The sequence below is a fragment of the Bacteroidales bacterium genome (genome assembly GCA_029210725.1).
Lineage (GTDB): Bacteria > Bacteroidota > Bacteroidia > Bacteroidales.
Genome location: JARGFM010000006.1, coordinates 108815 through 133350, shown reverse-complemented (window position 1 = coordinate 133350; position 24536 = coordinate 108815). Strand labels below are relative to the sequence as shown.

General features: G+C 48.2%; 24 protein-coding genes. 9 read left to right on the top strand and 15 right to left on the bottom strand.

Features of this window, described 5'->3' with window-relative positions; all coding sequences use genetic code 11:
• Window positions 1-22 precede the first annotated feature (22 nt).
• From P1P86_05205 to P1P86_05195, 3 genes are all read left to right on the top strand, one after another.
• The gene (locus tag P1P86_05205) at window positions 23-700 is read left to right on the top strand and encodes a response regulator transcription factor (protein ID MDF1574571.1); all 678 of its coding nucleotides are present in this window, start codon (window positions 23-25) and stop codon (window positions 698-700) included.
• Between the two features lie 5 nt (window positions 701-705).
• On the top strand, window positions 706-1971 hold the full coding sequence (locus P1P86_05200; protein MDF1574570.1) for a HAMP domain-containing sensor histidine kinase: 1266 nt from the start codon (window positions 706-708) through the stop codon (window positions 1969-1971).
• Window positions 1972-2109: 138 nt separating this feature from the next.
• Window positions 2110-2550, top strand: a complete 441-nt coding sequence (locus P1P86_05195) for a hypothetical protein (GenBank protein ID MDF1574569.1) — start codon at window positions 2110-2112, stop codon at window positions 2548-2550.
• A gap of 15 nt (window positions 2551-2565) precedes the next feature.
• Here the strand turns inward: P1P86_05195 and P1P86_05190 are convergent, their stop codons facing one another.
• From P1P86_05190 to P1P86_05140, 11 genes are all read right to left on the bottom strand, one after another.
• Complete coding sequence (locus P1P86_05190; protein ID MDF1574568.1) at window positions 2566-3456, bottom strand: TIM barrel protein; 891 nt, start codon at window positions 3454-3456, stop codon at window positions 2566-2568.
• Window positions 3457-3461: 5 nt separating this feature from the next.
• The gene (locus tag P1P86_05185; GenBank protein MDF1574567.1) at window positions 3462-4205 is read right to left on the bottom strand and encodes an outer membrane lipoprotein-sorting protein; all 744 of its coding nucleotides are present in this window, start codon (window positions 4203-4205) and stop codon (window positions 3462-3464) included.
• Window positions 4202-5473 (bottom strand): ABC transporter permease, encoded by a 1272-nt coding sequence (locus P1P86_05180; GenBank protein MDF1574566.1) that lies wholly within the window; start codon window positions 5471-5473, stop codon window positions 4202-4204. Before P1P86_05180 ends, P1P86_05185 begins: the two co-directional genes overlap by 4 nt.
• Before the next feature lie 16 nt (window positions 5474-5489).
• Window positions 5490-6662 (bottom strand): FtsX-like permease family protein, encoded by a 1173-nt coding sequence (locus P1P86_05175; GenBank protein MDF1574565.1) that lies wholly within the window; start codon window positions 6660-6662, stop codon window positions 5490-5492.
• Window positions 6659-7366: an ABC transporter ATP-binding protein gene (locus P1P86_05170; protein ID MDF1574564.1), complete on the bottom strand. Its 708-nt coding sequence runs from the start codon at window positions 7364-7366 to the stop codon at window positions 6659-6661. Before P1P86_05170 ends, P1P86_05175 begins: the two co-directional genes overlap by 4 nt.
• 24 nt (window positions 7367-7390) lie before the next feature.
• Window positions 7391-8530: a hypothetical protein gene (locus P1P86_05165; GenBank protein ID MDF1574563.1), complete on the bottom strand. Its 1140-nt coding sequence runs from the start codon at window positions 8528-8530 to the stop codon at window positions 7391-7393.
• Window positions 8531-8537: 7 nt separating this feature from the next.
• Entirely contained in the window at window positions 8538-9128 is a 591-nt protein-coding gene (locus P1P86_05160; GenBank protein MDF1574562.1) for a TetR/AcrR family transcriptional regulator, read from the bottom strand.
• Window positions 9129-9323: 195 nt separating this feature from the next.
• Window positions 9324-10910 (bottom strand): asparagine synthase B, encoded by a 1587-nt coding sequence (gene asnB, locus P1P86_05155; protein ID MDF1574561.1) that lies wholly within the window; start codon window positions 10908-10910, stop codon window positions 9324-9326.
• 197 nt (window positions 10911-11107) lie between these two features.
• Window positions 11108-12847, bottom strand: a complete 1740-nt coding sequence (locus tag P1P86_05150) for a M14 family metallopeptidase (protein ID MDF1574560.1) — start codon at window positions 12845-12847, stop codon at window positions 11108-11110.
• Between the two features lie 4 nt (window positions 12848-12851).
• A complete protein-coding gene (locus P1P86_05145; GenBank protein MDF1574559.1) occupies window positions 12852-14519 on the bottom strand; it encodes a M14 family zinc carboxypeptidase in 1668 nt (555 codons plus the stop codon).
• A gap of 168 nt (window positions 14520-14687) precedes the next feature.
• Window positions 14688-15374: a Crp/Fnr family transcriptional regulator gene (locus P1P86_05140; GenBank protein ID MDF1574558.1), complete on the bottom strand. Its 687-nt coding sequence runs from the start codon at window positions 15372-15374 to the stop codon at window positions 14688-14690.
• A 143-nt stretch (window positions 15375-15517) separates the two neighbouring features.
• On the opposite strand from P1P86_05140, the gene P1P86_05135 reads away from it, so the two are divergent.
• Genes P1P86_05135 through P1P86_05120 form a run of 4 tightly spaced genes read left to right on the top strand, consistent with a single transcriptional unit; the run spans window position 15518 to window position 18295 of the window.
• Window positions 15518-16756 carry an FAD/NAD(P)-binding oxidoreductase gene (locus tag P1P86_05135; GenBank protein ID MDF1574557.1) on the top strand — a complete coding sequence of 413 codons (1239 nt, stop codon included), beginning with the start codon at window positions 15518-15520 and terminating at the stop codon, window positions 16754-16756.
• 9 nt (window positions 16757-16765) lie between these two features.
• Complete coding sequence (locus P1P86_05130; protein ID MDF1574556.1) at window positions 16766-17443, top strand: hypothetical protein; 678 nt, start codon at window positions 16766-16768, stop codon at window positions 17441-17443.
• Between the two features lie 19 nt (window positions 17444-17462).
• Complete coding sequence (locus P1P86_05125) at window positions 17463-17774, top strand: TusE/DsrC/DsvC family sulfur relay protein (protein ID MDF1574555.1); 312 nt, start codon at window positions 17463-17465, stop codon at window positions 17772-17774.
• Between the two features lie 17 nt (window positions 17775-17791).
• Window positions 17792-18295 carry a DsrE/DsrF/DrsH-like family protein gene (locus P1P86_05120; protein MDF1574554.1) on the top strand — a complete coding sequence of 168 codons (504 nt, stop codon included), beginning with the start codon at window positions 17792-17794 and terminating at the stop codon, window positions 18293-18295.
• Between the two features lie 7 nt (window positions 18296-18302).
• Here the strand turns inward: P1P86_05120 and prfB are convergent.
• The 3 genes from prfB to prmC form a co-directional block, all read right to left on the bottom strand.
• Window positions 18303-19392, bottom strand: a protein-coding gene (gene prfB, locus P1P86_05115; protein MDF1574553.1) for a peptide chain release factor 2 whose coding sequence is annotated in 2 segments (ribosomal slippage) — window positions 18303-19337 and window positions 19339-19392 — 1089 coding nt in all. Because the reading frame shifts where the segments join, the coding sequence is not laid out codon by codon here.
• Window positions 19393-19407: 15 nt separating this feature from the next.
• Window positions 19408-19857, bottom strand: a complete 450-nt coding sequence (locus tag P1P86_05110; protein MDF1574552.1) for a regulatory protein RecX — start codon at window positions 19855-19857, stop codon at window positions 19408-19410.
• Between the two features lie 4 nt (window positions 19858-19861).
• Entirely contained in the window at window positions 19862-20722 is an 861-nt protein-coding gene (prmC, locus tag P1P86_05105; GenBank protein ID MDF1574551.1) for a peptide chain release factor N(5)-glutamine methyltransferase, read from the bottom strand.
• Window positions 20723-20752: 30 nt separating this feature from the next.
• Between prmC and ribD the strand changes: the two genes are divergently transcribed.
• Both ribD and P1P86_05095 read left to right on the top strand, forming a co-directional pair.
• Entirely contained in the window at window positions 20753-21820 is a 1068-nt protein-coding gene (gene ribD, locus P1P86_05100) for a bifunctional diaminohydroxyphosphoribosylaminopyrimidine deaminase/5-amino-6-(5-phosphoribosylamino)uracil reductase RibD (protein MDF1574550.1), read from the top strand.
• A 1-nt stretch (window position 21821) separates the two neighbouring features.
• Window positions 21822-24161 carry a tetratricopeptide repeat protein gene (locus P1P86_05095; GenBank protein ID MDF1574549.1) on the top strand — a complete coding sequence of 780 codons (2340 nt, stop codon included), beginning with the start codon at window positions 21822-21824 and terminating at the stop codon, window positions 24159-24161.
• Between the two features lie 9 nt (window positions 24162-24170).
• Here the strand turns inward: P1P86_05095 and trxA are convergent, their stop codons facing one another.
• On the bottom strand, window positions 24171-24488 hold the full coding sequence (gene trxA, locus P1P86_05090; GenBank protein ID MDF1574548.1) for a thioredoxin: 318 nt from the start codon (window positions 24486-24488) through the stop codon (window positions 24171-24173).
• Between the last annotated feature and the right edge of the window lie 48 nt (window positions 24489-24536).

Below are 24536 nucleotides of genomic sequence, written 5' to 3'. Positions count from 1 at the left end.
ATTTTGTCGCAAATCCAATGGCATGCAGATACTAATTGTAGAGGATGAGACCTCTTTAATGGATTCGATGGTTTCCTATTTGGAGATGGAGGGCTTCAGGTGCGAGCGGGCTCCGGATTATCATACAGGGGCCGCCGTACTTGACAAACATGATTATCTCTGTATGCTGATCGATCTTAACCTGCCTGATGGAGACGGACTCGGCCTGGTGAGGCTTGCCAGGGAAAATGAATCAAAATCGGGGATTATTATCATCTCAGCCAGGAATGCGATTGAACAAAGGGTGGAAGGGCTTGATGCCGGGGCCGATGATTACCTGGTAAAGCCTTTTCATTTATCTGAACTGGCGGCCCGGGTACACTCGGTTATCCGGCGTACGCGTTTAAAAGGGGGTGAGATGCTACGTTTTGACCGGATCAAGGTGGAACCGGAAGAGCGTACCTGCTATGTGGATGAAAAGCCGGTCGACCTGACCCAGAAAGAAATGGATCTGCTTCTCTATTTCATGGCCAACCGCAACCGGGTGGTGACCAAGGAGGGAATTGCCGACTATTTGTGGGGTGAGTACGGAGGTGATTACGGATCCTACGATTTTGTCTATACACATTTGAAAAATCTGAGACGGAAGCTGATGGATGCGGGCTGTCCCGATTATGTGCAGAACATATACGGGATAGGTTACAAATTTTCTCTTGATTAAGAACCATGAAACTCCTTACCAAGTCCACACTTCTGATTGCCACCTTATCCCTGTTTCTGTTTTTTATCATGGGGGTCATCTTTTTTCAGGTACTGAAGAACATGAGCCTGTCCAACCTGGACAGGGAGCTGGGCGATTTGAAGGAGCTTGTGGAAGATTATCTGGAGCATAATGACGGGGCGGAACTCAGATCGATACCGGGGCTGGATTCTGTCTGGATTCAGGAGGTGGACGAGCATGTTCAGGCAGAGGATATTTTTGGAGATACTCTGATGCTGGATGTAAAGGATGAGCAATTCAGGACCTTTCGTTACCTGCAGTTCAATTTTATAAAGGAGGGTCGTTTATTCCTGGTAAAAATCTACAAATCCACGACCCCTTCGGATAAACTCGTGGAGCGGGTGACGCTGATGATTACCCTGATGGTCATTCTTTTTCTGACCGGGATATTCATTCTGAACAGATTCATTTTTGCCAGTTTATGGCGGGATTTTTTTGAAGCCATTGAGAAGCTGAAACGTTTCGAAACCACGAAAGAGCCCGTGATACTGGGAGAGCAGGATATCCAGGAGTTTGATGAACTGAAGCAGGTGCTGGAAGTAATGACCCGGCGGCTGGCAAACGATTATAAAGAGCTGAAGGAGTATACCGATCATACCACCCATGAATTGCAAACACCCCTTGCAGTTATCAAGTCCAAGACCGAGTTGCTGATTCAGTCGAAAAACCTGGGCGAGGAGGAGATGAAATGCCTGGAGGCCATCAACACCAGTGTGCATCAGTTGTCGAGACTCAATTCCACGCTGACCCTGATTACGCGCATTGAAAACAGGCAATTCACGGAAAAAGAGGAGATCGGACTGAGCAGACTTCTGGAAGGCCACCTGGATTTGTTACAGGAATACATAGAGTTGAGAAATATTAAAATTGAGAAGCATTTTCAGGATGGGGGACAGGTCCTTTTGATGGACCAGGGACTGGCAGACCTGCTGGCAGCCAACCTCCTTAAAAATGCGATCGTACATAATGTTGAGGGTGGCACTATTGTTCTGGAAACCAGGCCGGGAAGCCTGATCATAAGAAATGACGGTCCTCCTCTGGCCTTTAGCCAGGAGGAGCTGTTTACACGCTTTGTCAGGGACATCAGGCGAAGCGGTAATTTTGGCCTTGGCTTATCGCTGGTGAAAAAAGTATGTGAAAACTATGGATATAAAATTAATTATACCTTTGAAAATCAAAAGCATACATTTAAGATAGTCCTGCCGGAGTAAGCTCTTCAGAATATCTTCAGAATTTGGTTTTATACTTGTAGGGTAGTTATCAGGTAAAAGGTAACAACATAGCTAAATTGGATTAAAAAAACCATCTGGGGTGGAAATCGGGTGGTTTTTTTTTATTTTCGTGTTCCTATGATTTACTCCTTAGCTTTTAAGATCCATATTATCATCAGTTCCATTACCCTGCTTGCCGGCATCGCCACCATTGTTATGTCGATCCGGGGACTGGTCAGGAAGACAGAATACGGAAGAGATGATCAGGTGCTTTCCCTGATATTCAATGTGGCCCTTTATCTGCAGCTAATCCTTGGATTCCTGGTTTATTACCTGCTTCGTTCCGAGCTGGAAGGGCCGGTTTGGGAAGTCCCAAACACTCAAAACGATGCATCTCTCAGGTTCTGGGCCATTGAACATATCGCCCTGATGATTTTTGCTCTTTTCCTGACACAATTGGGCAGGGTCTATATAAAAAAGTCCAAAGATCCCCGCCGGAAATTCAGAGCCTCTCTGTTCTATTTCGGAACCTCTCTCTTTCTGATCCTTTTCTCTATGTCCATGGCCCTGACCCGCTAACCTGAGAATTCAGATTCAGGTCGTATTGGCTATAACATGTTCAATCATCCAGTCAACGATTCTTTCAAAATCGTAAGCGGGCAAGCCATCTTCCCACTGTTCCAGGGAATAGACTCCTTTAAAGCCGACTTTTTCCATGATTCTTACGCAGCGATCGAAATCGAATCCGGTATGTTCATAATTCTCATTAAAGCCATGAGTTTTGGCCGAGACCAGCCGGGTATAGGGGGCGATCATCCGGAGGGCTTCATATTTGTCGGTCGACTCGGGATAGTTTCCGAAGTCGGCCAGCAAACCAAAATTACGGTCATCGACTTCCCGGGCCACCTTTACATGCTTTTCCGGATCTGACATCAGGTCAAAATGATTTTCGGACAGGAAAACAAGACCTTTGCCGGCGGCATAGCTGACTAACTTTCTGGTTGATTTTATGCCTTCCTCCAGAGATTGCTGCATGAAACTGCCACGAACCATTCTGGCTCCTAGATAGGCTCCCAAATCAATCCATTCTTTGATCTCCTCTACGGCCAGACTGCTGTTTTCCGGATCGGACATATCTTTTCCCGGGGTATCAGCCTGGATATTGATTAAGCGGCAGTGATTTTTATCCAGGGCACTCTTCACATCTTTCAGGTAGGACTTTTCCCTGGATTCAAAATGTTTGGACCAGAATTCAGGCTGATAGATTCCAAAACGATCCCGGAAGTATTCCGGGATTTTTTCCAGGCTGAGTACTTCTCCGCTTACATCGGGATTGGTACTGAAGAAACGGTTTCGGAAGACCACTGTGGTCAGACCGATACGCGACATAGGGTCGTATCCGGAGCAGGCCGGAAATAAGGATGGAACTGCAAGCATGGCGCCTGCAGCTGTTCCTGTATGCTGAATAAATTGTCGTCTTTTCATGAAAATTATCTTAGGGATGCTTTGCTCAGAATATGTTCCGGGATCTCCACATCAAATTGAATTTCATCAATTATAAACTCGGTTCCAGCACCCTGTTTTAGCATATCCTTGAAGGTCATTTTACCGGGATACCAGCGGGAACCATGTCGTGTAATATTAGTTAATTCATTCTTTTTAAGCAGCTTCCCGCTTTTTGCATAGAGTTCTTCTTTAAGGGGAATATAACGGTCCTTGTCCACCCAGAGCTTGCGCATCTGGTAGGCCACATCTTCCGCTGTGGCATTCATCTCCACGATCCAGCAATCGTATTCACCTATAGTTTCTGAGCCCACCACCCCGGCATCATATACCTCGCTCAGCTTCCTGTCGTCCATCATATCTTCGTAAGAGAGGTCGGATCCCATCACCGACTGGCGGAGCATATGCCCGGAGATCTGTATGGTCCGGTCGGTAGAAGGGGAGAAGATCCAGAGCTTGTCCTCCAGCTTCAGCATCTTGGTGCCCTTTTCCCGGGCCGGGGCCAGGTATTCCGTAAAAGAGGATTCCCCCTGGCCCCAGCTTTCCGATTCCACGGTCCGTGAGCTGCGCGGACCATGGATGATCATTTTGGATTTTACATAACGGGTTTCGGCCGACATGTTGGCATCGATCCTGTCGAGGATTTCATTTCCTGTTGGCTGAGACCATAATACACTGTAAAACAGCGTGAATACGATTACTATCTGAATTTTATGTTTTAAATGTGTCATGCCTGTAGTTCTTTGAAGAGTTGTGCAGTTTTTCTTTTAAAAATACCGATCCCTGCCAGGGCGGTTCCCAGGGCGGTGGCAAAGATCCCGGGAATAAAACCGATGTAATAGGCTTCCGGTGTGATTCGGGCTTTCATCACTCCCTGCATGATCATGCTGGAGCTTTGCATCATGCCACCAAAGTCGATCCCCCTGGTTAACAGTGAAGCAAAAAACAGGCCAAAGGCTGTACCCACAAAGGATCCTGCCAGGCCTATGAAAACGGATTCGGTAATCAGGCTTCTGTATATGTGCCCTTTCTCTTCGCCCATGGCTATTCGCAGCCCCATCTCGCCATAGCGTCTCAATCCGCCCAGCAATCCGGAATTCCAGAGTACAATGGCCATGGCAACCAGAAACACCCCAATGATTATACTTCGGAAATAATCTACCAGATCCAGGATCATGGTCATGCTTCCCTGCTCACGCAGACTGAACATCAGCGGAGAGAATTCATCTTCCGGATCCGAATAAGTTTCATTAAATGAGGCAGATATGGAAGAAGCCTGCAGATCATCGTATTCCCCCCCGGGCAGATAGCCCAGGATTTCGCCGGTAGCATCCTGCATATCCAGGGCCATCCGAATGCTGCTGATATCAGCGATCATCCCTCCACGGTCCAAAGCTGCAGCACCAAAATTAAGGGTCCCGCAGACGGTAAAATTGGTGATGGACATGGCCCCGTACATGGTGGTGCTGATCAGGGTCACCGGATCGCCCGGCTCCACCTCCAGTTTGGTAGCAAATTGATCACTCAGGATTATTTCCTCTGGCGACCGGATCAAACGACCCCGGACCAGGGATTTCTCCAGGTTCAGCCTTTCTGCCTCTCCGGAACCGGGCGAGAGCAGGTCCACGGCCATCCCGCCGCCGGGCCCCTGGGACCTGGTTTCCCCGTTTTCGTCGGGAGCGTCTACCAGTCCACCGAACTGGATCCGCTCGACCCAATCCATGCCGGGGTTTTCGCTGGAAAGAATCTGCAGGATCTCTCCGGTGCCCAGCAATGCCAGGTCATTTGGTTGCTGGTCTGTATTTTCACTGTAGGCCCTGCTCATTACCTTTACATGTCCGGTGGTAAAGCGGGCATTGAAGACAATCATATCGCCCAGAACTCCGGTCACCCAGCACTGCATCAAGACCACCAGAGTGACCCCGATGGCTACCACAATCACGGGCATCAGGCTCCTGGAACGGTCTCTGAACAGGCCTTTTATATAAAATCGTAACATGGTTTTTCGTTTTTAATTATTGAATTTTACCCCTTATGGCATCGTTGGGATTCATTTTACTGATCTTCCGCGATGGCAGGTAACTGACCAGGGTGGTGGCCAGCATCACCAGGATGATGGTCCCCACGATCAGGGCCAGGCTGTAGTAGGGGTACATATGTTCAGCGGCGGCCATTCCAAAGTCATCGGTTCCTTCCGGCATTTTGATGCCGCTTTTCCGGGTCCAGAGAAGCAGCGGAAATCCGTAAACCGCTCCCAGGATGGCAGCGAGGAAGGCATGCATGCCTCCTTCTACGGTAAAGATTCCTACCACCTGCCTGCGGGTCATCCCCATGGCAATATAAGTCCCGATTTCACGCTGACGGCGGAAGATGGAAAGGACCTGGGTGTCGAATACGGCCAGCAGGGCCAGGGCGAGGATAATGATATAGAAGATGGATCCTCCCACCGATTTGGTCTTAATCATTTCTTCCAGCTCTTTGAAAAGGAAGTCATGGCCTTTGAAGTCCCAGCCGGCGATGCTGCTTTCATCTTCAGGAGACTCATTTACGACGATCAGGGAGGCTTCTCCGGGCATGCCGGCGATTCTCCGGAGAGTGCTCAGCGGGATCCAGACCTGGCCCTTATCCACGGCGGGAACGCTTGTACGGAAGATTCCTGCAATTTTCAGCTCCGTGGCATCAAAGGTGCCGTGAACATCCCTCCAGCGGATCAGCAGGTAATCTCCGGTTTCCAGTCCGGCCGATTTGGCCAGCCGGGTTCCCACTATGGCGGTGATCTCCTCTGAATCCGGATCCAGCAGGCCGGTGGGAAGTGAGAGGATCTTCTGCCGGGTATCGATGCCTTTCAGCAATACTCCCATCATTCTGCCTTCCGGATAGATGGTGGCCTGGGTAACCAGGATCGGTGCGGTTTTGCCTTCGGAAGCACTGGCTTCCAGTCCGGCCGGGACCTTTGCATGGGCATCGGTCAGGGTCATGGCGTCATAGGGATCGTACTTGTTATGCCAGTACTGTCCCATGGCCACCTCCCAGGCGATGGTTTCGATCCGGGCCTGCCGGTCCCATCCCTGGTAGAGCCCGTTCATATAGATTATCAGCACATAGGCCAGCGAAAGGACAAAGACAATCAGCAGTGTCCGCAAGCCTGCACCCAAAAGGTTTTTATATGCCAGTTTAAATGCGATCATGGTTTTCTGTTTTTTACGTTCTCATCTGAAACCACCTTGCCATCCTCCAGCCTGATGATCCGTCTCAGATATCCGATCACTTTTTCATCGTGGGTAGCGAAAACAAAGGTGGTTTCCAGTTCTTTATTCAGTTTCTCCATGGTCTGGAGAATGTGGTGAGAATTTTTTGCATCCAGATTGGCGGTGGGCTCGTCGGCCAGGACCAGGTCCGGCTTTTTTACCATGGCTCTGGCTATGGCAACCCGCTGGCTTTCACCTCCTGACAGCATGGGGGGTTTTGATTTTATTTTATCGGTGAGTCCGACCCATTCCAGGGCTTCCAGGACCGCCTTTCTGCGTTCGGCAGAAGGCGTCTTCAGCAAGAGAAGCGGGAACTCCACGTTTTCGTAGACCGTGTATACAGACATCAGGTTGTAGGTCTGGAAGATGAACCCGATATGCTTTTTTCTTAAGGTTGCAGCTACCTTTGGATTCCTCTGAGAGGATGTGGTTCCCAGAACATTGGTAAGCCCCTGGCTGGGTGTATCCAGAGAACCCAGGATATTCAGCAGGGTGGTTTTGCCAGAGCCGGACGGGCCCACAATACCGGAGAACTCTCCTTTTTCGAAAGTGAGTGAAATGTCATTCAGGGCGGTGAATTTGCCCACACCAACAGGAAAACTCTTGATCAGGTTTTCAATGGTGATAATACTTCCGTTTTTCATTACTCCTTTTTTATATGATCGTTTTTAATGATTAAATACAGCCATCAGCTGGAATCCCCAGCCGCCATAAAGGCTCGTGCGCGGGTCCACATTGTAGAGGGTATAGGTATCCGGGTTCCAGAATCCCATGATGTAAAAGCTCCATTTATCGTATGCTACCGACCAGTTAATAAAGCGGTAGAGATTCTTGCTACTGAAGTCATAGAAGAGCATGGCGCTCACATTGTGAATGATGTTGATGGGGTAGCTGGCCGAAAGCAGGCCGAACCAGAGTTCCTGTTCCGGGGAGAAGGGCCTTTCACCCTGCAGGTAGCCAAAACCTTCTGCCATCATATTTAACCCGTTGCCCAGGGAGAAGGTATAATCCATCCCCATATTGATCAAGCTTTTATAATTCAGGGACGTAAAAGTGAAATCCTGTTTGCTCAGGGCCAGCTCGGCCCACAGTCCCACAGCCAGGTCTAGTTTGAAGTCGAGTCCGATCCGGTTTTCCGGCGAGTCTTCGCCCAGGGTGATGGAATCCGGCAGGACCGGTCCCGGGTCGGCGATCCGGTGATGATAGCTGGCTGCGATCTCTCCGGTGTACAGCGGCAATTGAACTCTGCCTCCGTATTCCATGCTGTTCTTCCTGCTGGGGATAAACTCCCATCCCTTTATCTTATCATCCCCGTAAAGTCCCCAGAGCCAGATATTGGCATTATTCAGGAAATAATAGCGGCCCAGAAGCCCGTAAACCCCGTCGGTGAGCTGCAGGGGATCCCGGGGATCAATCCGGTCGAACCACATCAGGGGACGGAACATTTGAGCCGAACCAAAATTGATCTTTTGCAATCCGGCCCGGAGCTCAAACTGATCTCCGGAGAATCTTACCCACATCCGGTAGGGAGAGATCTCTTCATCCAGATCGATGGAATCGCCGCTGTAGATCCCGCTGGCCCAGAGGTTGGCTGAAAACTCCCCTTCAAAGGTGTATTTACCACCGGGTACGGAGAAACTTAGTTCCGGGATATACCGGAGCCCGGCCTGGGCCTGGAAAGGATCGGCCGGGTTCAGGGTGGTCCACCCGATGGCCTGTCCCCTGAATTCCAGCGACTGAGCCTCTGCCTTCCCGGGAGTCAGGAGAATGCTCAAAATAAGTGCCAGTATGAAAGGATATCTTTCCATCACTCTTTCAAGTATGAAGCTCCCTGTTGAGGATGCCGTAAAAAAGGAATTTGGTAATTTCCAAAACCAGGTCCTGGGGATTTTTGTACAGGTCCAGAAGCGCATGCTCATGGGCCATATCAATCAGGCGGTTCATGACAATCATGATAAATTCCACTTTGAGATCTTTCCGGATATCCCCCTTCTCTTGCGCTTTATGGAAGTCGTCCATGAAAATTTGCATGCTTTCCACGGAAACCTTTTCCAGATATGCAAGTAATTCGGGATCGCCACTCTGAACATAATCTCTGAAAAACTCGCTGCTCATGGTTTCGATCTGATCTCTTTTCAGCTGGATCATGCCAGTTACTTTTTCCGAATAGGGAATATCGCTGGCCAATATTTGTCTGTATTTTTCCAGGGAGTCCTGGAGAATCCTGTCCATGATGGTTTTCACCAGATCCATCTTGTTGCTGAAATATTTGTAGAAGGTCATTTTACTGGTGCCGGCCTCCTTGCAGATCTCCTCAATGGTGACCCTTTTGAAGCCAAATTTCCAGAATAATTCCTTTCCGGTCTTCAGGATTTGTTCCCTTTTAGGATTATACTTAGAGCTCATGAAATTACGAAATAAGTAATAAAACACATATTTCGTACAAATATAAGGTAAAAAATATACGATTGTCAAGTAAAACTGTAAAAATCGTATACTTTATTCTTGAAGCAGCCAGAAACCAAGGGCTGTGAAGACAGGCAGTCTGAAAAAAAAGACCGCCTTTCCGGGGCGGTCTATACAAAACGGTGTCTTTCTGGTCTATTCTCCGCTTTTCCCATAATTGGGAAGCACCCGTGCACTGGGATCATTTACATCGCAGTTGTCCCACTCTTTGTTGGGCATCCAGAAATCGGCCACGGCTTTTGAACGGCCGGGGAAGTGAGACTCGAAGATATCGCGGTACATCAGCGACTCCTTGGAAATGGGTGTGGCATGGGTATATTTCAGTTCGGCATCCATCAGGTCCTCATCGCTGTACATTTCTTCGGCATAGGCCTTCAGGTTGTCTACCACACTGTGACCCACTGCATCAGAGAATGCCGCCTTCTCCCGGTATAAAATGTCATGCGGAAGATAGTCACCCTCAAAGGCCTTGCGCAATAAATATTTGCCAATGCCGGTGAAGTTCATCTTTTTTTCGGGCGGGATGCTCATTACATATTTGACGAAATCCAGATCTCCGAAAGGAACCCTGGCCTCCAGTCCGTTGGAGGAGATACTCCGGTCGGCCCTCAGCACATCGTACATATAGATCTCTTTCAGGCGCTTCTCCGCCTCTTGCTGGAAGGCAGAAGGGGAGGGAGCAAAATCGGTATACTTGTAGCCGAAGATCTCATCGCTGATCTCCCCGGTCATCAGGACCTTGATATCTGTATGTTCGCTAATGTATTTGCTCACCAGGTACATGCCCATGGAGGCCCTGATGGTGGTGATATCATAGGTCTCAATATGGTAGATCAGAGTGCTCAGGGTGTCAAAAATATCCTGTTTGGTGAAGAGCACTTCGGTATGATCGGCCCCCAGGTAATCAGCAACAATCCGGGCATATTTGGTGTCGATGGGATCTTTGTCAATACCAACCGCAAAGGTCCGGATGGGTTTGTCCATCATCCGGGCTGCAATGGCACACACCAGGCTGGAATCGAGTCCGCCGCTGCAAAGAAATCCTACCGGCACATCGGCCTGCAGCCTTTTTTCCACCGCCCGGGTGAGGTATTTGTTTATTTGTGCGAAGACCTCCCCGGTCTCCTCCCCGGTCTCCTCTTCGACCGCTGAAATATCCCGGTAAGAAATAAACTTTTCTCCATCGAAGATGTGACCCGGGGGGAAAGGCCTGACTACCGTGCAAAGCTTGCTCAGGGCTTTCATTTCACTCGCGAACATGATCTTTCCGTCGGAGGCATAGCCATAAAACATGGGGCGGATACCTACCGGATCCCTGGCAGCATAATACTTGTCCACCTCGGCATCGTAAAGCACGCAGACAAACTCGGCGTCGAGCTGCCGCGCCGTCTCTTCCATCCCCAGTTCCATAAACATGGGAATGATCACTTCACAATCGCTCTCCGACCGGAAGGTATAGGACTCTTCGTAATGCTCCTTCAGGCTTTTGTAGTTGTATACCTCCCCATTGGCAACCAGGTGCAGTCCTTTGTGGATCAGGGGCTGGTTCCCGGCGTCCGATGTATCGATGATCTTCAGCCGGTGAAAGCCCATCCATCCATGGCTTCCAAGGTCACAGGCCACCGAATTATCCGGACCCCTGTATTTTATTTTTTGAAACTCGCTGACCACCTGTAGCCGCAGCATCCTGTCATCGCCTGTATAAACCGAAAATCCACACATAAGCCATATTCTTTGTTACAAATTAACATTAAACAGGCTTCAAATATATGAATATATAATCTACAATGACAAATAAGTAACAAAAAATATATATTATGGCATAAATAGTTACGAATCGTAACATTTTGTCCGCAATTTGACAAACGGAGTGACGATCTGAAAGGAGTGACGCGGTTTTTCGACCGGACTGTTTTCTGCTAAAGATTAAACTCCAGTTGCTGGTCCCTGGCTTTTAAGGAGGAATAATCCACCACCACACTTCCTTTTCCTGAAATCAGGAACTGATATTCCACCTTTCCAAAACCCGGTATCTGGATAAACTGGATTTGTGGCTTGTGTTCTTTATATTCACTCTGGTTCAGGTGAGCATCCAGCAACTTTCCGCCGGCCACCACCTGAATGGACGGTCCGGAAACCTTCAGAATATCCTGTCGGTGTGATTTGTTTTTCAAGGATTGGTAAGTGAGCGTGGGTATGGCATGATTATTTATCAGGCGGATTCTGACCTGGTATAGGTTTTTCCCAATTTCCTTTTTTTCGATGAGCTCTGCTTTAATTTCGGGAGTCTGAGCAGCTGTAAAAATTACTGCGCTGGCGTTTCTGTGAACCAGGTCCTGGAGCATAAAAGGATGGGGCAGCCTGGAACTCATTTTTGTCCATCCGCCAATCTCAATCTCTCCATAAACCGGATGATTGAAAGGGGTCCACGGTTTGAAGAGTTCGCCCTGCACCACATGGTCATTAAACTGCAGACGCTGATGATTTGAATCCTCGGCTCCCTCTTCCCGGCTTCTCTCACCCGGTTTTTTCAACTTTTCATTCAGCGCGTAGGTTTCGGCCGAAGATTGATACAATTCTCCTACAAAACCATAGGATCCAATGATATTGGTGGTAAAACCGGTAAAATCCCCATAGGTGGAGTAAAGGTCCTTCCAGACCAGCAGGTACTGATATCCCGGAGTGATCATCTCGCTGTTTTTGCCCAGGTAGTCATAAACTCTCAGATCGCCCTGGGGAAACTCTCCCTCCTCCTGGGTGGAAGGTCCTCTGAGAAACATTCCCCCCGAATTATGAAAGGCCCAGACCATGATCACATTGGGCCGGTTGAGCAAATAGTCTGCAATGGCTTTCAGGCCTGTTCCCGATAAGGGGTAGTATCCGGCTCCTCTCTGGACATAGTTGGGGGCCCAGTTGTAGCCCCAGTTCCTGTTTGGATCCACATAGCCCTCGGTGTCTTCGTTGATCCTTCCGTCTCCATCATTATCAATGCCTTCCCGGCCCAGGAGTATCCATTCTCCCTTCTCTCCGGGCTTCACCCGGACCATCAGCCTGGAATCGTAGGGATCGGTCCGGTGGGTTCCGTTGGGATCCCTTTTTCGCATGTCACAGATATTTCCGTCCCCATCCAGGTCATCGTTAGGATCTTCATCAAACAGACCGTCTCTGTCATCATCTTTCGGCCTGAGCAGGCTACGGCTCGAACTGGAAGTATTGGCATCTTCAAAAAAATGATAGCGTCCATCCACATTCACAGCCGGGATGATGTAAAAACTGTTCTTATCTACCAGGGAGGTGATTTGTTCATTGCTGCCATAAAGTGACAGCAGCCTGTTTGCCAGGTAAAGACAGACTTCTCCGGCCTGAACCTCGTTGCCATGAATATTGCCGTCCACATAGACGCCTGGCTTCGACAAATGATCGCCGGTTTTTGGATTTGAAATGGTCAGTGCATAGATGGCCCTGTCCTCCTCGCTGTATCCCACCAGATCCAGAGCAGTCAGCCCGGGATAGGCCTGGTGCAGTTTTTGCATGGCCTCCACCAGCTGGCCGTAATCGTAATAGTGATCGAAGCGAAGTGTAAGGCCTGCATCCTGTGCGGAGGTGAAGGTGGTGGCTATAATGCTTATAGCGAATACTAGTATGAAGCTCTTTTTCATGACTCTATCCTCCTATGTTTATGGTAAGCTGGTCATGGCCGGCGGTTTTGCTTTCCAGCTTCAGGTTTATACTGCCGGGTTTTTCCATCTGAATGATCCATGTGGTTTTGACCCGTGAATTTCCATCTACCCGGCCGATTGGTATTCGCGGGTATCCGGAGATGAACTCCAGCGCTTCTCCCTCCAGGGAAAGCACCGCCGGAGCGGGTTGTCTGTTCCTGTTGCCCATATTTGTGGGGAAGGGGATAAATGCCCGGTTCTCTATCCAGATATCCAGTTGGTATATACCCTTGCCCTTTGAGGTCGTTCTGACTTCATAGATATGCAGATCCGGTAATTCCCCTGCCAGTTTCAGGATCCAGGGGATATGCAGGTTCAGCAGAGAATCTGTCCATTCGTAAGGAGGAGTGGTTTCCAGATAGGGAATAAAACCGCCAATTTCAACGCTTCCCAGGCTAGGGTGATCAAAAGGCTCCCACTCCACAAAGCCTCTCTGTCCCGGCTGGCTGTCCGAATAAGCAAGCAAGGTCTCTTCCAGGTTTGCAGAATCTATTTTGCTCAATCCCCACAGATCCAGACTGAATACCGGAACACCCACCTGGAAATAGCCCCAAAGCTCGAGCGAACCATCCTTTGCCGGAGCAGGATCCGTTCGTTCCTGGCCGGCTCCCTGTTCTTTCAGATAGGATTTATAGGCTTCGGCGTATTTTTCATAAAAGAGCAGGTCCCCTTCCTGGGGATTTAAAGCTGCACCCAATCCCAGGTATCCTGCGAGGGCGCTCTCATCCATTTGCATTTGCGGATTCCCGGACTTTAAAATTTCCAGCAGTTCTGTCAGGCTGTAGGTCCTGTTCTGATCTAGGCTAAACTGCCGGGCCTGCCTCTCTGTCAGCCGGATCTTGTTGAGGTCCTTTTCTCCCTTTCTCCCTCCAATGGGTGGCTTGTAGCACCAGTTGGTTGATCCGAATGATACGATCATGGCAATCCCGGGATGTTCAAAGACAAATTTCATAAGGGCATAGGCTTCAGGGCTGGATCCCGGGAAAAGCCCGCCGTCGGAGGTATAGTGTTTGAAAAGCTGTGGAAAGTTAAGCCCCACATTGGTTCCACCCGGACCATCTTCATTGTATTTTCCATCCCCATCCCCATCTGTTCCTTCGGAGTAAAGCTTATATACTCCCTGTTCCCCTTTTTTCGGATCTGCTTTTTGCATCAGTCTGGGGTCGGTATCAGAGATGATCCATTCACCATCGGGATGAACCTGGCGCATTTTGGTGATCCAACCATCGCCGTTGAGATCATTCACTCCATCTTCATCAGTAAGATCATCCATGTCGTCATTGGTCGGAAGGTCATTCCTTGAATCTTCAGCCAGGGGGCTTTCAAAAAATCCGGACGCAGCATCCGGATTCCCCAGGGGAAGGATGTACCAGTTCAGGGAGTCGGTATGGACCGGGTCCGAGAGTAAGGTTTCCGCCAGGAAGACAGCTCCTTCGGTTGCCAGTGGCCTGTTACCTTCGAGATTGGCCGCCACAAAAATGGAAGGATTTTCTGCCCGGGTCTTTTCATGTCGATTCCCTATCTGAATCATATACAGGGGCCTTCCCCCGGGGGTGCTTGTCAAATGAAGGATGCTTACCATTTCCGGATGTTTTTTCTGGATTTGCTCCATCCAGCCGGATAACTGATCAGGATTTTTATATGAAAGCGGCTGGGCCTGACTTGTTTGCAGAAATATCGCCAAGCCTGTAAGAAGTGTACAGATTAAGCGGACCTTAGTTTTTTTCATGTGGATGGTTTAAGTGCATGAAGCTGCTAAAATAGAAAGAAATATAATTGCTTAGCCAAATTCAGCAATGGATTGAAGAGACTCCATATTGGAAATATGGATGGTTTTGCCATAAATTTTCAGAATTCCGTCCCGGCGGAACTCGCTCAGGGTCCGGATCACGTTTTCTGTGGTCATGCCCACGAACTCTGCCATTTCCTTCCGGGTGAGCGGAAGTTCAAATTCATCCGAGTAGAATATTTTCGTGGAAAAATAAATCAGGAGATAAGCCACGCGTCCCCTCAGATGCTTCTTACGGATTTCTAAAGATTCAAGGATGATGGTATCTGCCACCCTGCTCATTTTACCAAGCAGATTCAGGGCGAGTTTCCCGTCATTGATGATCAGGGCTTTGATCTCCGTCATATTCAGGTTACAGGTGACAGAGTCTTCCAGCGCTGTAACGGAATAATTGTAATATTCGTTCGAGAAAACGCTGAGCAGGCTAACGTAATCCTTAGGTTTTGCAATGGTAATGATCTGTTCCTTCCCGCCTTGATCCCTTCGGAACAGTTTTACCAACCCGCTTTTCAGATAGGAGAAATCCTGTATCCGGGTCCCTTCTTTGATGATGGTCTCCCCGGTTAAAAACTCCTTTTCTACCTTGCTGGAACACAACAGATCCATGTGTTCTTCATCCAGGTTCACCACGAAAAGCTCTCTGAGTTCACAGAATTCACAAGTACAACCCGGATCCATCCGCTCTATTTTGAATGTTGGTTAACATACAGGCATATGATAGTTGTCATACTATGATAATTATCATATCGTGATTTAAATAACACAAAATTTCTTCCGCTATTTTTGACCTCCAAGCAAAATCAAAAGAAAACTACAATATTATGAAAAAGATTTTAATACTGGGTGGGGGAACAGCTGGCACCATGATGGCCAATAAGCTTTTCAAGGCACTGGATCGCCAGGAATGGGAGATCACAATCGTGGATCAGCATAAGACCCATTATTATCAACCGGGCTTTCTGTTCATTCCATTCGGAATCTACAATAAAAGTGATGTTATAAAGCCCAAGGGAGATTTCTTTCCCTCGGGAATGCAGGTGATCTATCAGGAAATTGACCGCATTGAAGGGGGAGAGAACAGGGTACACCTGATGGACGGTACCTGTATGAAGTATGACTTCCTGATTATTGCCACCGGCACCCAGACCCGGCCGGATGAGACTCCCGGACTCCTGGGTAATGAGTGGTATAAAAGTATTTTCGATTTTTATACCGTTGAGGGCGCTGTGGCACTGCAGCGTTTTTTTAAGAACTGGGAAGGAGGGAAACTGGTCCTGTGCATTTCCGAGTTACCATTTAAATGTCCGGTGGCCCCTATTGAATTTGTATGCCTGGCCGAAGCCTACTTTACAGAGAAGGGGATCAGGGATAAGGTGGATATTACCTATGTGACACCACTACCCGGAGCTTTCACCAAACCCATTGCCACAAAGATGCTCAGCCAGCTCCTGGATGAAAAGAATATTAAAGTGGTGCCGGAGTTTTATCTGGAAAGTGTGGATAATGAAAAAAAGGTCATCAGGTCCTACGACGAGGTGGAGATCCCGTTTGATGTGCTGACCATCGTTCCTGTAAATATGGGTTCGGAGATGATCGAACGAAGCGGGCTGGGTGATGATATGAATTATGTGGATACCGATAAGGAGACCCTTCAGTCCAGGAAGTTTGAAAATATTTTTGTGCTGGGTGATGCCGCCAACATACCGACCTCAAAAGCAGGCTCCGTGGCGCATTTTGCAGCTGAAATCCTCTTCGAGAATATGATGAGTGCCATGGAGAACAGGCCGCTGACGGCCCGGTTCGACGGACATGCCAACTGCTATATTGAGACCGGGTACGGTAAAGGTGCATTAATCGACTTCAATTACGATACCGAGCCCTTGCCCGGAACCTTCCCCCTGCCGGGGATCGGTCCTTTCGGATTGCTAAAGAATACCAAGATCAATCATTACGGTAAGATGATCTTCCGCTGGATATACTGGCATATCCTGCTGCGTGGGAAAGAGATGCCCATAGAGGCCCATATGACCATGGCTGGAAAGAAGAACCACATTGATTAAGCAGAAAAGATGGCAGATAATACAAAACAACAGATTGCTGAGTTAAACCAAAAGGTCGACACGATCCTGGACTATGTGAACCAGCAAAGGTTAAAGTCTCAGGCCCTGGATGACCTGGTCGCCGATGTATCCATCATTGGCAAGGATGCCTATGATTCGACGGTGAAAGCACTGGATGAGCACGAAGTAGTGCTGGATCCGGATCAGCTCAGAGAACTGGGAATCCGGGTGGCGCAAAATATTGGCAACTTCAATGCCCTTCTGGATACCCTGGGCAGTATGATGGACCTGTTAAAGGATGTGGGCCCCATTGCCAACGAGGTAATTATCGATTCGACCAGGAAATTGCATGAATTTGAGCAGAAGGGCTATTTTGATTTCATGAGAGAGTCCAGAGCTATAATAGACAAGATTGTCACTAATTACAGTATCAATGATGTACGTATGCTGGCCGACAATGTGGTCATGATCCTGGATACGGTGAAGAACCTGACCCAGCCGGAAATGCTTAAATCGATGGATACGGCAGTGAGAGTATTCTCTAATATGGAGACGAAGGATGTACCGGAATACTCCATTTTTAAAGTGATCAGGGAGATCAATAAACCTGAAATGAAAAAGGCCTGGGGCTTTCTGTTCACCTTCCTGAAGAACATGAGTACGACAAATGAAAACAAGGAATTTTAAACATAAAAACTGAAAAATTATGGCAACAAAAACGTATGCTGGACAAGCTGTTGAGGTAAATGATGAAGGATATATGACAAACCCTTCCGAGTGGAACAGGGAGATTGCGAGCGAGATGGCGAAAGAAGAAGGAATTGAACTGACTGATAAGCATTTTGAGGTACTTGAATTCCTTCGTGCAGCCAGCGGGAAAGGGGAAACCCTGACCATCAGAAAGGTGGGTAAGTCGGGGATCGTAGATATCAAGGGATTGTATCAGTTATTTCCTGGCGGACCTCTGAAATTCTCTTCAAAATTTGCAGGTATTGCCAAACCGGCGAGCTGTGTTTAATCCAAAAACAGAAAACTATGTCTGAAACAAAAGAGAGTCCCTTAAAAAAAGTATGCATCATATGTGCCAAGGGCACCATCGAAGATGTATATGCCACCCTGGTCATGGCCAATGGCGCCGTGATGGAAGGAATTGAGACCAAGGTGTTTTTTACCTTCTTTGGCCTGGATGCCATTACCAAAAAGCAGATGGGCAGGATCAAAACAGCCACCGTGGGAAATCCCGCCATGAGAGCTCCCGGCGGATTGCCGTTCCCGACCATTCTGGGAATGCTTCCCGGAGTAGAGGCCGGAGTATCGGCCATGATGAAAAGCCAGATGTACAAGCTCGATATTCCTCCGGTGGACGAGTTCCTTGAAATGATCACTGCAGGTGGTGGAGAACTTTATGCCTGCAAACTGGCCATGGATATGTTCAAGCTTGAGAAAAAGGATCTTCATGAAGAGGTGAAGGATGTCCTGACTATAGGAGATTTTTATGGCCTGTGTGGAGGGGAGAACACCCAGATCATATTTACCTAAAGGGAACTTACTTTCCTCCAAACTCCATTAAAAAGGCTTTGATAAAGTCGTCCAGGTCACCGTCCAGGACCGATTGGACATTGCTTGTTTCATAATTGGTGCGGAGGTCCTTTACCAGTTTGTAAGGATGAAGGACATAGTTGCGGATCTGCGATCCCCATTCGATCTTCATTTTACTCCCTTCCACCGCAGCCTGTTTTTCCCTTTTTTTCTGCAACTCTATTTCGTAGAGATGTGACTTAAGGATGCGCATAGCATTCTCTCTGTTTTTTAACTGGGACCGGTTTTCCGTATTGTCCACTGTAATTCCGGTGGGCAGGTGACGGACCCTTACCCCGGTTTCCACTTTGTTTACATTTTGTCCGCCGGCGCCTCCCGAACGGAAAGTATCCCATTCAATATCCGCAGGATTCACCACAATTACGATGGACTCGTCGATTACCGGAGTCACAAATACAGAGGCAAATGAGGTATGACGGCGGTTGTTGGAATCAAAGGGAGAGAGGCGTACCAGCCGATGTACTCCGGACTCGCTTTTCAGAAATCCGTAGGCATAGTCACCGCTTACTTCCAGAGTCACGGATTTGATTCCCGCTTCATCGCCCTGAACCATATGCAGCTCCCTGACTTTATAATGGTGCTTCTCGCCATACCTGAGGTACATGCGCATCAGCATCTCGGCCCAGTCCTGACTTTCCGTTCCGCCTGCCCCGGAATTGATCTTCAGGATAGCTCCCAGGCTGTCCTCTTCATTGCGGAGCATGTTTTTTGATTCCAGTGCTTCTGCAAGCGAGAGAGCTTCCTTATATTGGAGCCGGACTTCTTCATCAGAAGACTCACCTGCCTCCAGAAATTCAGCCAGGACCTTCAAATCATCCACGGCCGTTTTTACCTCCTGGTAGCCCTCTGCCCAGCTTTTAAGCCTGGCAATTTTCCGAAGTTGTTCCTCTGCAGATTTGGGATCGTTCCAGAACTCCGGATCCTGTGTTCTTTGTTCCTCCTCTTCTATCTGAATGGTTTTCCCATCCACGTCAAAGATGCCTCCTTAACGCATCCAGGCGCCTGCTGAGATCTCTGATCTGGTCGTTTGTTATCATCCTTAGAAACTTTCGTCAAATATAAGAAAGAATCTGGTGAATCAGATCTGATTCGAATCCGCGTTGTGCGGCGTACCGGAATAATTTCCCTTTCTTTTTATAAGGATTGCTCTCCCTGAGTGAGGCAGATTTTTCCCTAATCAGGCGGGCACAGGCCTGTTTGTAAAGCTCGGGATCTATCTGATTCATTGCTTCTTCGATGACATCTTTGGAGATCCCTTTTTGACTCAGCATGGCCGAAAGCTTGATTTTCCCCCAGCCGTTAAACCGGAACTTGTCACTTACATAATGGGTGGCATACCTCTGGTCATCCAGGAAGTTTTCTTTCTTCAACAAGTCCAGAATCCGGTCGGCATCTTCCCGGGTGACTTTCCAGTTTTTCAGTTTCTCCCTGATCTGGCTGCTGCACTGTTCCTGGCGGCTGCAAAGTGCGGCAGCACGCTGAAGGGCTGCTTTATATTCCATAGCTTTATCTCCTGGCATGGATGTATCGTTCCTTTTTGTGAATATCCTTGTGGATCACGACGTTGCGGAATCCCTCCTTAAGAAAGAGACCGGCGGTCTTATGTCCCAGCTGTTCATTGATCTCCACCCATAAATCGCCGCTATCAGCCAGGCGCGACTGGCAAAATAAGGCAATGGCTCTGTAATATATGAGTGGATCTTCATCAGGTACAAACAGTGCAGTTCCGGGTTCGAAGTCCTTCACACGGCGGGCCATGACTTCCCGTTCACTGTTCAATACATAGGGCGGATTACTGACAACCAGGTCAAAGGCTTCTACCGGCGCTTCAGGCTTCCCGCTCAACAGGTCCATGGCCTGCCAGTGTATCAGCAACTGATTGCTCCTGCCATTCTCTCTGGCTACAGAAAGGGCTCTTTTGCTAATATCCACACCCCAGACTTCCGCCTCGCGGAAATGCTGTTTCAGCGCCAGAGCCATACAGCCTGAACCGGTCCCCAGATCGATGATCCTCTGAACCGGATTCTGAATCTGTTTTTTAATGATATCCACCAGCTCTTCCGTTTCAGGCCTGGGAATCAAAACATCTTCATTTACTTTAATTTTCAGATCGCAGAAATAACTTTCTCCCAGGATATACTGAATGGGTTTACCGGTATGTATTTCAGTCACAAAAGCATTGATTTGTTCATAAACGGGAAGAGCCGGCCGGTGATCAGGATCCAGAAGAGTTTCAGAAAGCTGATATCCAACATGCTCCAGAATTAAGCGGGCTATAGAATCGGATTCATTTTCATCGTATATTTGCCGCAGTTCCTCCAGCAGGTAGAACCTGATTTGTTTCAGTGTGGCACAATTTTGGAGCATAACTTCAAAAATAGTAATAAAGCCATAGTCTTGATAAGCGAAAGAGATAAAATATATATGCGCCGGTGTTTTGAGCTGGCGCGTAAGGGATTGGGAATGACAAAGGCAAATCCGCTTGTCGGGGCCGTCCTTGTTCACCATGATCGCATCATCGGAGAGGGTTATCATCATGAATTCGGGGGTCCTCATGCCGAGGTAAATGCCATTCGCAGTGTAAAGGATCCTTCCCTGCTCCCGGAATCGACACTCTATTGCAACCTGGAACCTTGCTCCCACTATGGCAAGACGCCTCCCTGTTCCATACTTCTTCAGCAAAAAGGAATAAAAAGGGTGGTATTGTCCAATCTGGATCCATTCCCCAGTGTGAATGGTAAGGGAATAGAGTTCCTGGAGAAGGCCGGTACAGAAGTTGAGCTGGGGTGCCTGGAGGAGGAGGGGAAGCATCTGAACCGGAGGTTCTTTCATTATGTCAATTACCGGAGGCCCTATGTGATTCTGAAATGGGCACAGACGGCCGATGGTTTTATTGATCTTGAGCGGGAGCCGGGCGATCAGGAAGGACCCAGGTGGATCAGCAATGATGTGAGCCGGACCCTGGTGCATAAATGGAGAAGTGAAGAGTCGGCTATCATGGTGGGAACCAATACGATTTTAACGGATAATCCCAGTCTTACGGTACGACGGTGGTCCGGGGAGAATCCAATCCGGCTTACGCTCGACAGGAACGGACGGCTTCCGGAGAATGCCCATATTCTCGATGGCTCGCAAGATACCATTGTATTTACAGGAATCGGGCATAATTATTCCGAAAAAATTCAGACGGTTCATGCCGATCCTTCTTATCAGTTGGTGGATATGATGGAGGAGCTGTTCGATCGACAGATTGTTTCCGTTTTTGTGGAGGGGGGGGCAAAATTGCATGCCTCTTTTTTGAAATCCGGATTGTGGGATGAGGCCAGGGTCTTAACCGGAAAAATGTGCTTTACCCAGGGGGTAAAGGCGCCTGAAATTGATGAGAAACCCGATGAAACTTTCAGAATTGGAGATACGAAGCTCGAAGTGTTTAAAAATATAGTCAGTCATGTTCAAATTATGTAAGATGCGAATATTTTCCTGGATTTTGCTGCTCTTAATTATTACTGCAGCAGTTCAGGCACAATCTGCCAGGCAGTATTTTAAAGCCGGGGAAGATTTTGCAAGGGCAAATAATTATACGGATGCCATTATCCAGTTCACTAAAGCCATAGAGCTGGATCCTGACTATGATAAGGCCTATATACTAAGGGCCACCGCTTATTCGAGAACTGGTGATCACAGGCAGGCAGCAGAGGATTATGATCGTGCTCTGGCCTTTAATGAGAAAGAGGCTGAGCTTTACTATTTTTCAGGCAAGGAGTGGCATCAGTACGGGGATAACCCCCGTGCGCTGATACGACTCTCTTCGGCCATCAATCTGAAGAATAATTTTCTGGAAGCCTACCAGGTGAGACGGGATGTCTATGTTGTGCTCAGGCAGTATGAAAAGGCGCTGGACGATGGAAAAAAGTGCCTGAAAATGAAAGAGGATGACAAGGCCTATTTTAGCCTGGCCCGGATATATGAACACCTGGAGATGTATAATGAAGCCGAGGAGGCCTATCGTTATTCCATACAAAAGAACAGAAGGGTGGTCGACACGCATTTCTTATTTGCGCGTTTGCTGTATCAACGTGGAAAATTCGAGGCGGCCGGGAATGAAGTGACGCAGGTCCTGCAGATGGAGCCAAGGCACCTGGAAGGGATCTTGCTTCAGAGCCAGGTTTATTCGGAACAGGGCGAGTATTTAAAGGCGAGCGAGACCCTCTCCATGGCCTCGGTACACTTCAGCGATGAGCCATTGATCTTCCTGTTCAGGGGGGATATTGCCAGCCATATGAATCAGGCCGGTTATGCCATTATCGATTATTCGAAAGCCATAGAACTGGATCCGAAGAATGCGGAAGTATATTATAAGAGGGCGGTGGCCTATGAAAAGATCAGGGATTATGAGAACGCCCTGGCTGACTATAATAAAATTCTGGCCATGTCCGGTGATGACGGGGATACCCGGAGTTTGCATGAAGAGGCCACCCGGCGGATGTTTGAGTTAAACCGGGAGGAGAACAAGCCTGTGGTGACCCTGATCGATCCTCAGTCCAATGAGGCCAATATCATTCATGTTTCCAGGGAGGTGGCCGTTTTGAATCTTAGCGGAGGCATTGCAGATGAGAGCGACATTCAATCGCTTCAGGTCAATGGCTTTAATGTTCCGGTACAAAAGACCGGAGAGGGATGCAGGTTTCTGGCCAGCGTAGACCTTTCCAATACGAACCAGCTTACTGTGCAGGTTTCGGATATCTATGATAATACGGAAACCGCCATTTTTCCGATCAGGCGGACCGAAATTGATCCCCCGGTCGTCCGGATGATTGCACCCTATGGGTCCGAAAGCAATATTCTCTATCTGGATAACAATGATCCCATGATCTATGTAGAGGGGAAAATTGAGGATGAGAGTAAGATAAGCTCCATCTATATTGACAGCGTGATCGCAAGTTATATTCCCAGTGATCTGAATCCCAATTTCACGGCTACCTTAAATGTAAGAAATAAGAGCAGTATCACTGTCCATGTGGAAGATGAGTTCGGAAACAGATCCAGGATAAAATACTCACTGAACCGGGATGCCCAGTCCTTTGATTCCAATCCCATGGGGAAGACCTGGGCCATCTTTATTGAAAACTCCGACTATGAGTCCTTTAGCAGCCTGACCGGACCTGGAAATGACGTTACTCTGATGCGATCTGCTCTGGCAAATTATCAAATTCACAATGTGATCCATAAGAAGAACATGTCTAAGGCAGAGCTTTCAAAGTTCTTCTCTATCGAGCTGAGGGATATGATCAGAAGCAACCGGGTGAACTCTTTACTAATCTGGTATGCCGGGCACGGAAAGTATGTGAACGGAAGTGGCTACTGGATACCTGTGGATGCTTCCAGGGATGATGAATTCAGCTTTTACAATACAAATGCATTAAAAGCAGCCATGCAGGTTTATCCCGACTTTCTCACCCATACACTGGTGATCACGGATGCCTGTGAATCGGGCCCCGGCTTTTACCAGGCCATGCGTTCCGGGATCCAGGAAAGAAGTTGTGACGACTGGACTTCTACCAGGTTTAAATCGTCGCAGGTGTTTTCCTCGGCCGGTTATGAGCAGGCGGTGGACGATAGTCAATTTACCAGGACCTTTGCCAATATGCTGATTAACAACCCGGGGGCATGTGTCCCCATTGAGAACATTGTGTTGAAGGTTCGTTCAGCAGTGGAAAATATAAACAGACAAAGCCCGCAGTTTGGAAAGATAGCCGGATTGGAAGACGAAAACGGCACCTTCTTCTTTATACCGAAAGAGTATTAGCAGTAAAATTTAAAGAAGAGGTTCAAGCTTAGCTACGATTGTACTTTTGGGTACGGCTCCCACCTGCTTATCAGCAACTTCTCCATTTTTAAAGAAAAGTATGGTCGGGATATTCCTGATACCATATTTTGCAGTTATGCCTGGATTGCTGTCTACGTCAACTTTGGCTACAACCGCTTTACCTTCGTAATCCACGCCTACCTCTTCCACAATGGGGCCCACCATACGGCAGGGGCCGCACCATTCAGCCCAGAAGTCTACTATTACAGGTTTATCGGAGTTCAGTACCAGTTCATTGAAATTACCATCGGTCGCTTCTAATGCCATATCTAAAGATTGTTATAAATAAATATCGTTCAAAAATATAAAAAAAAT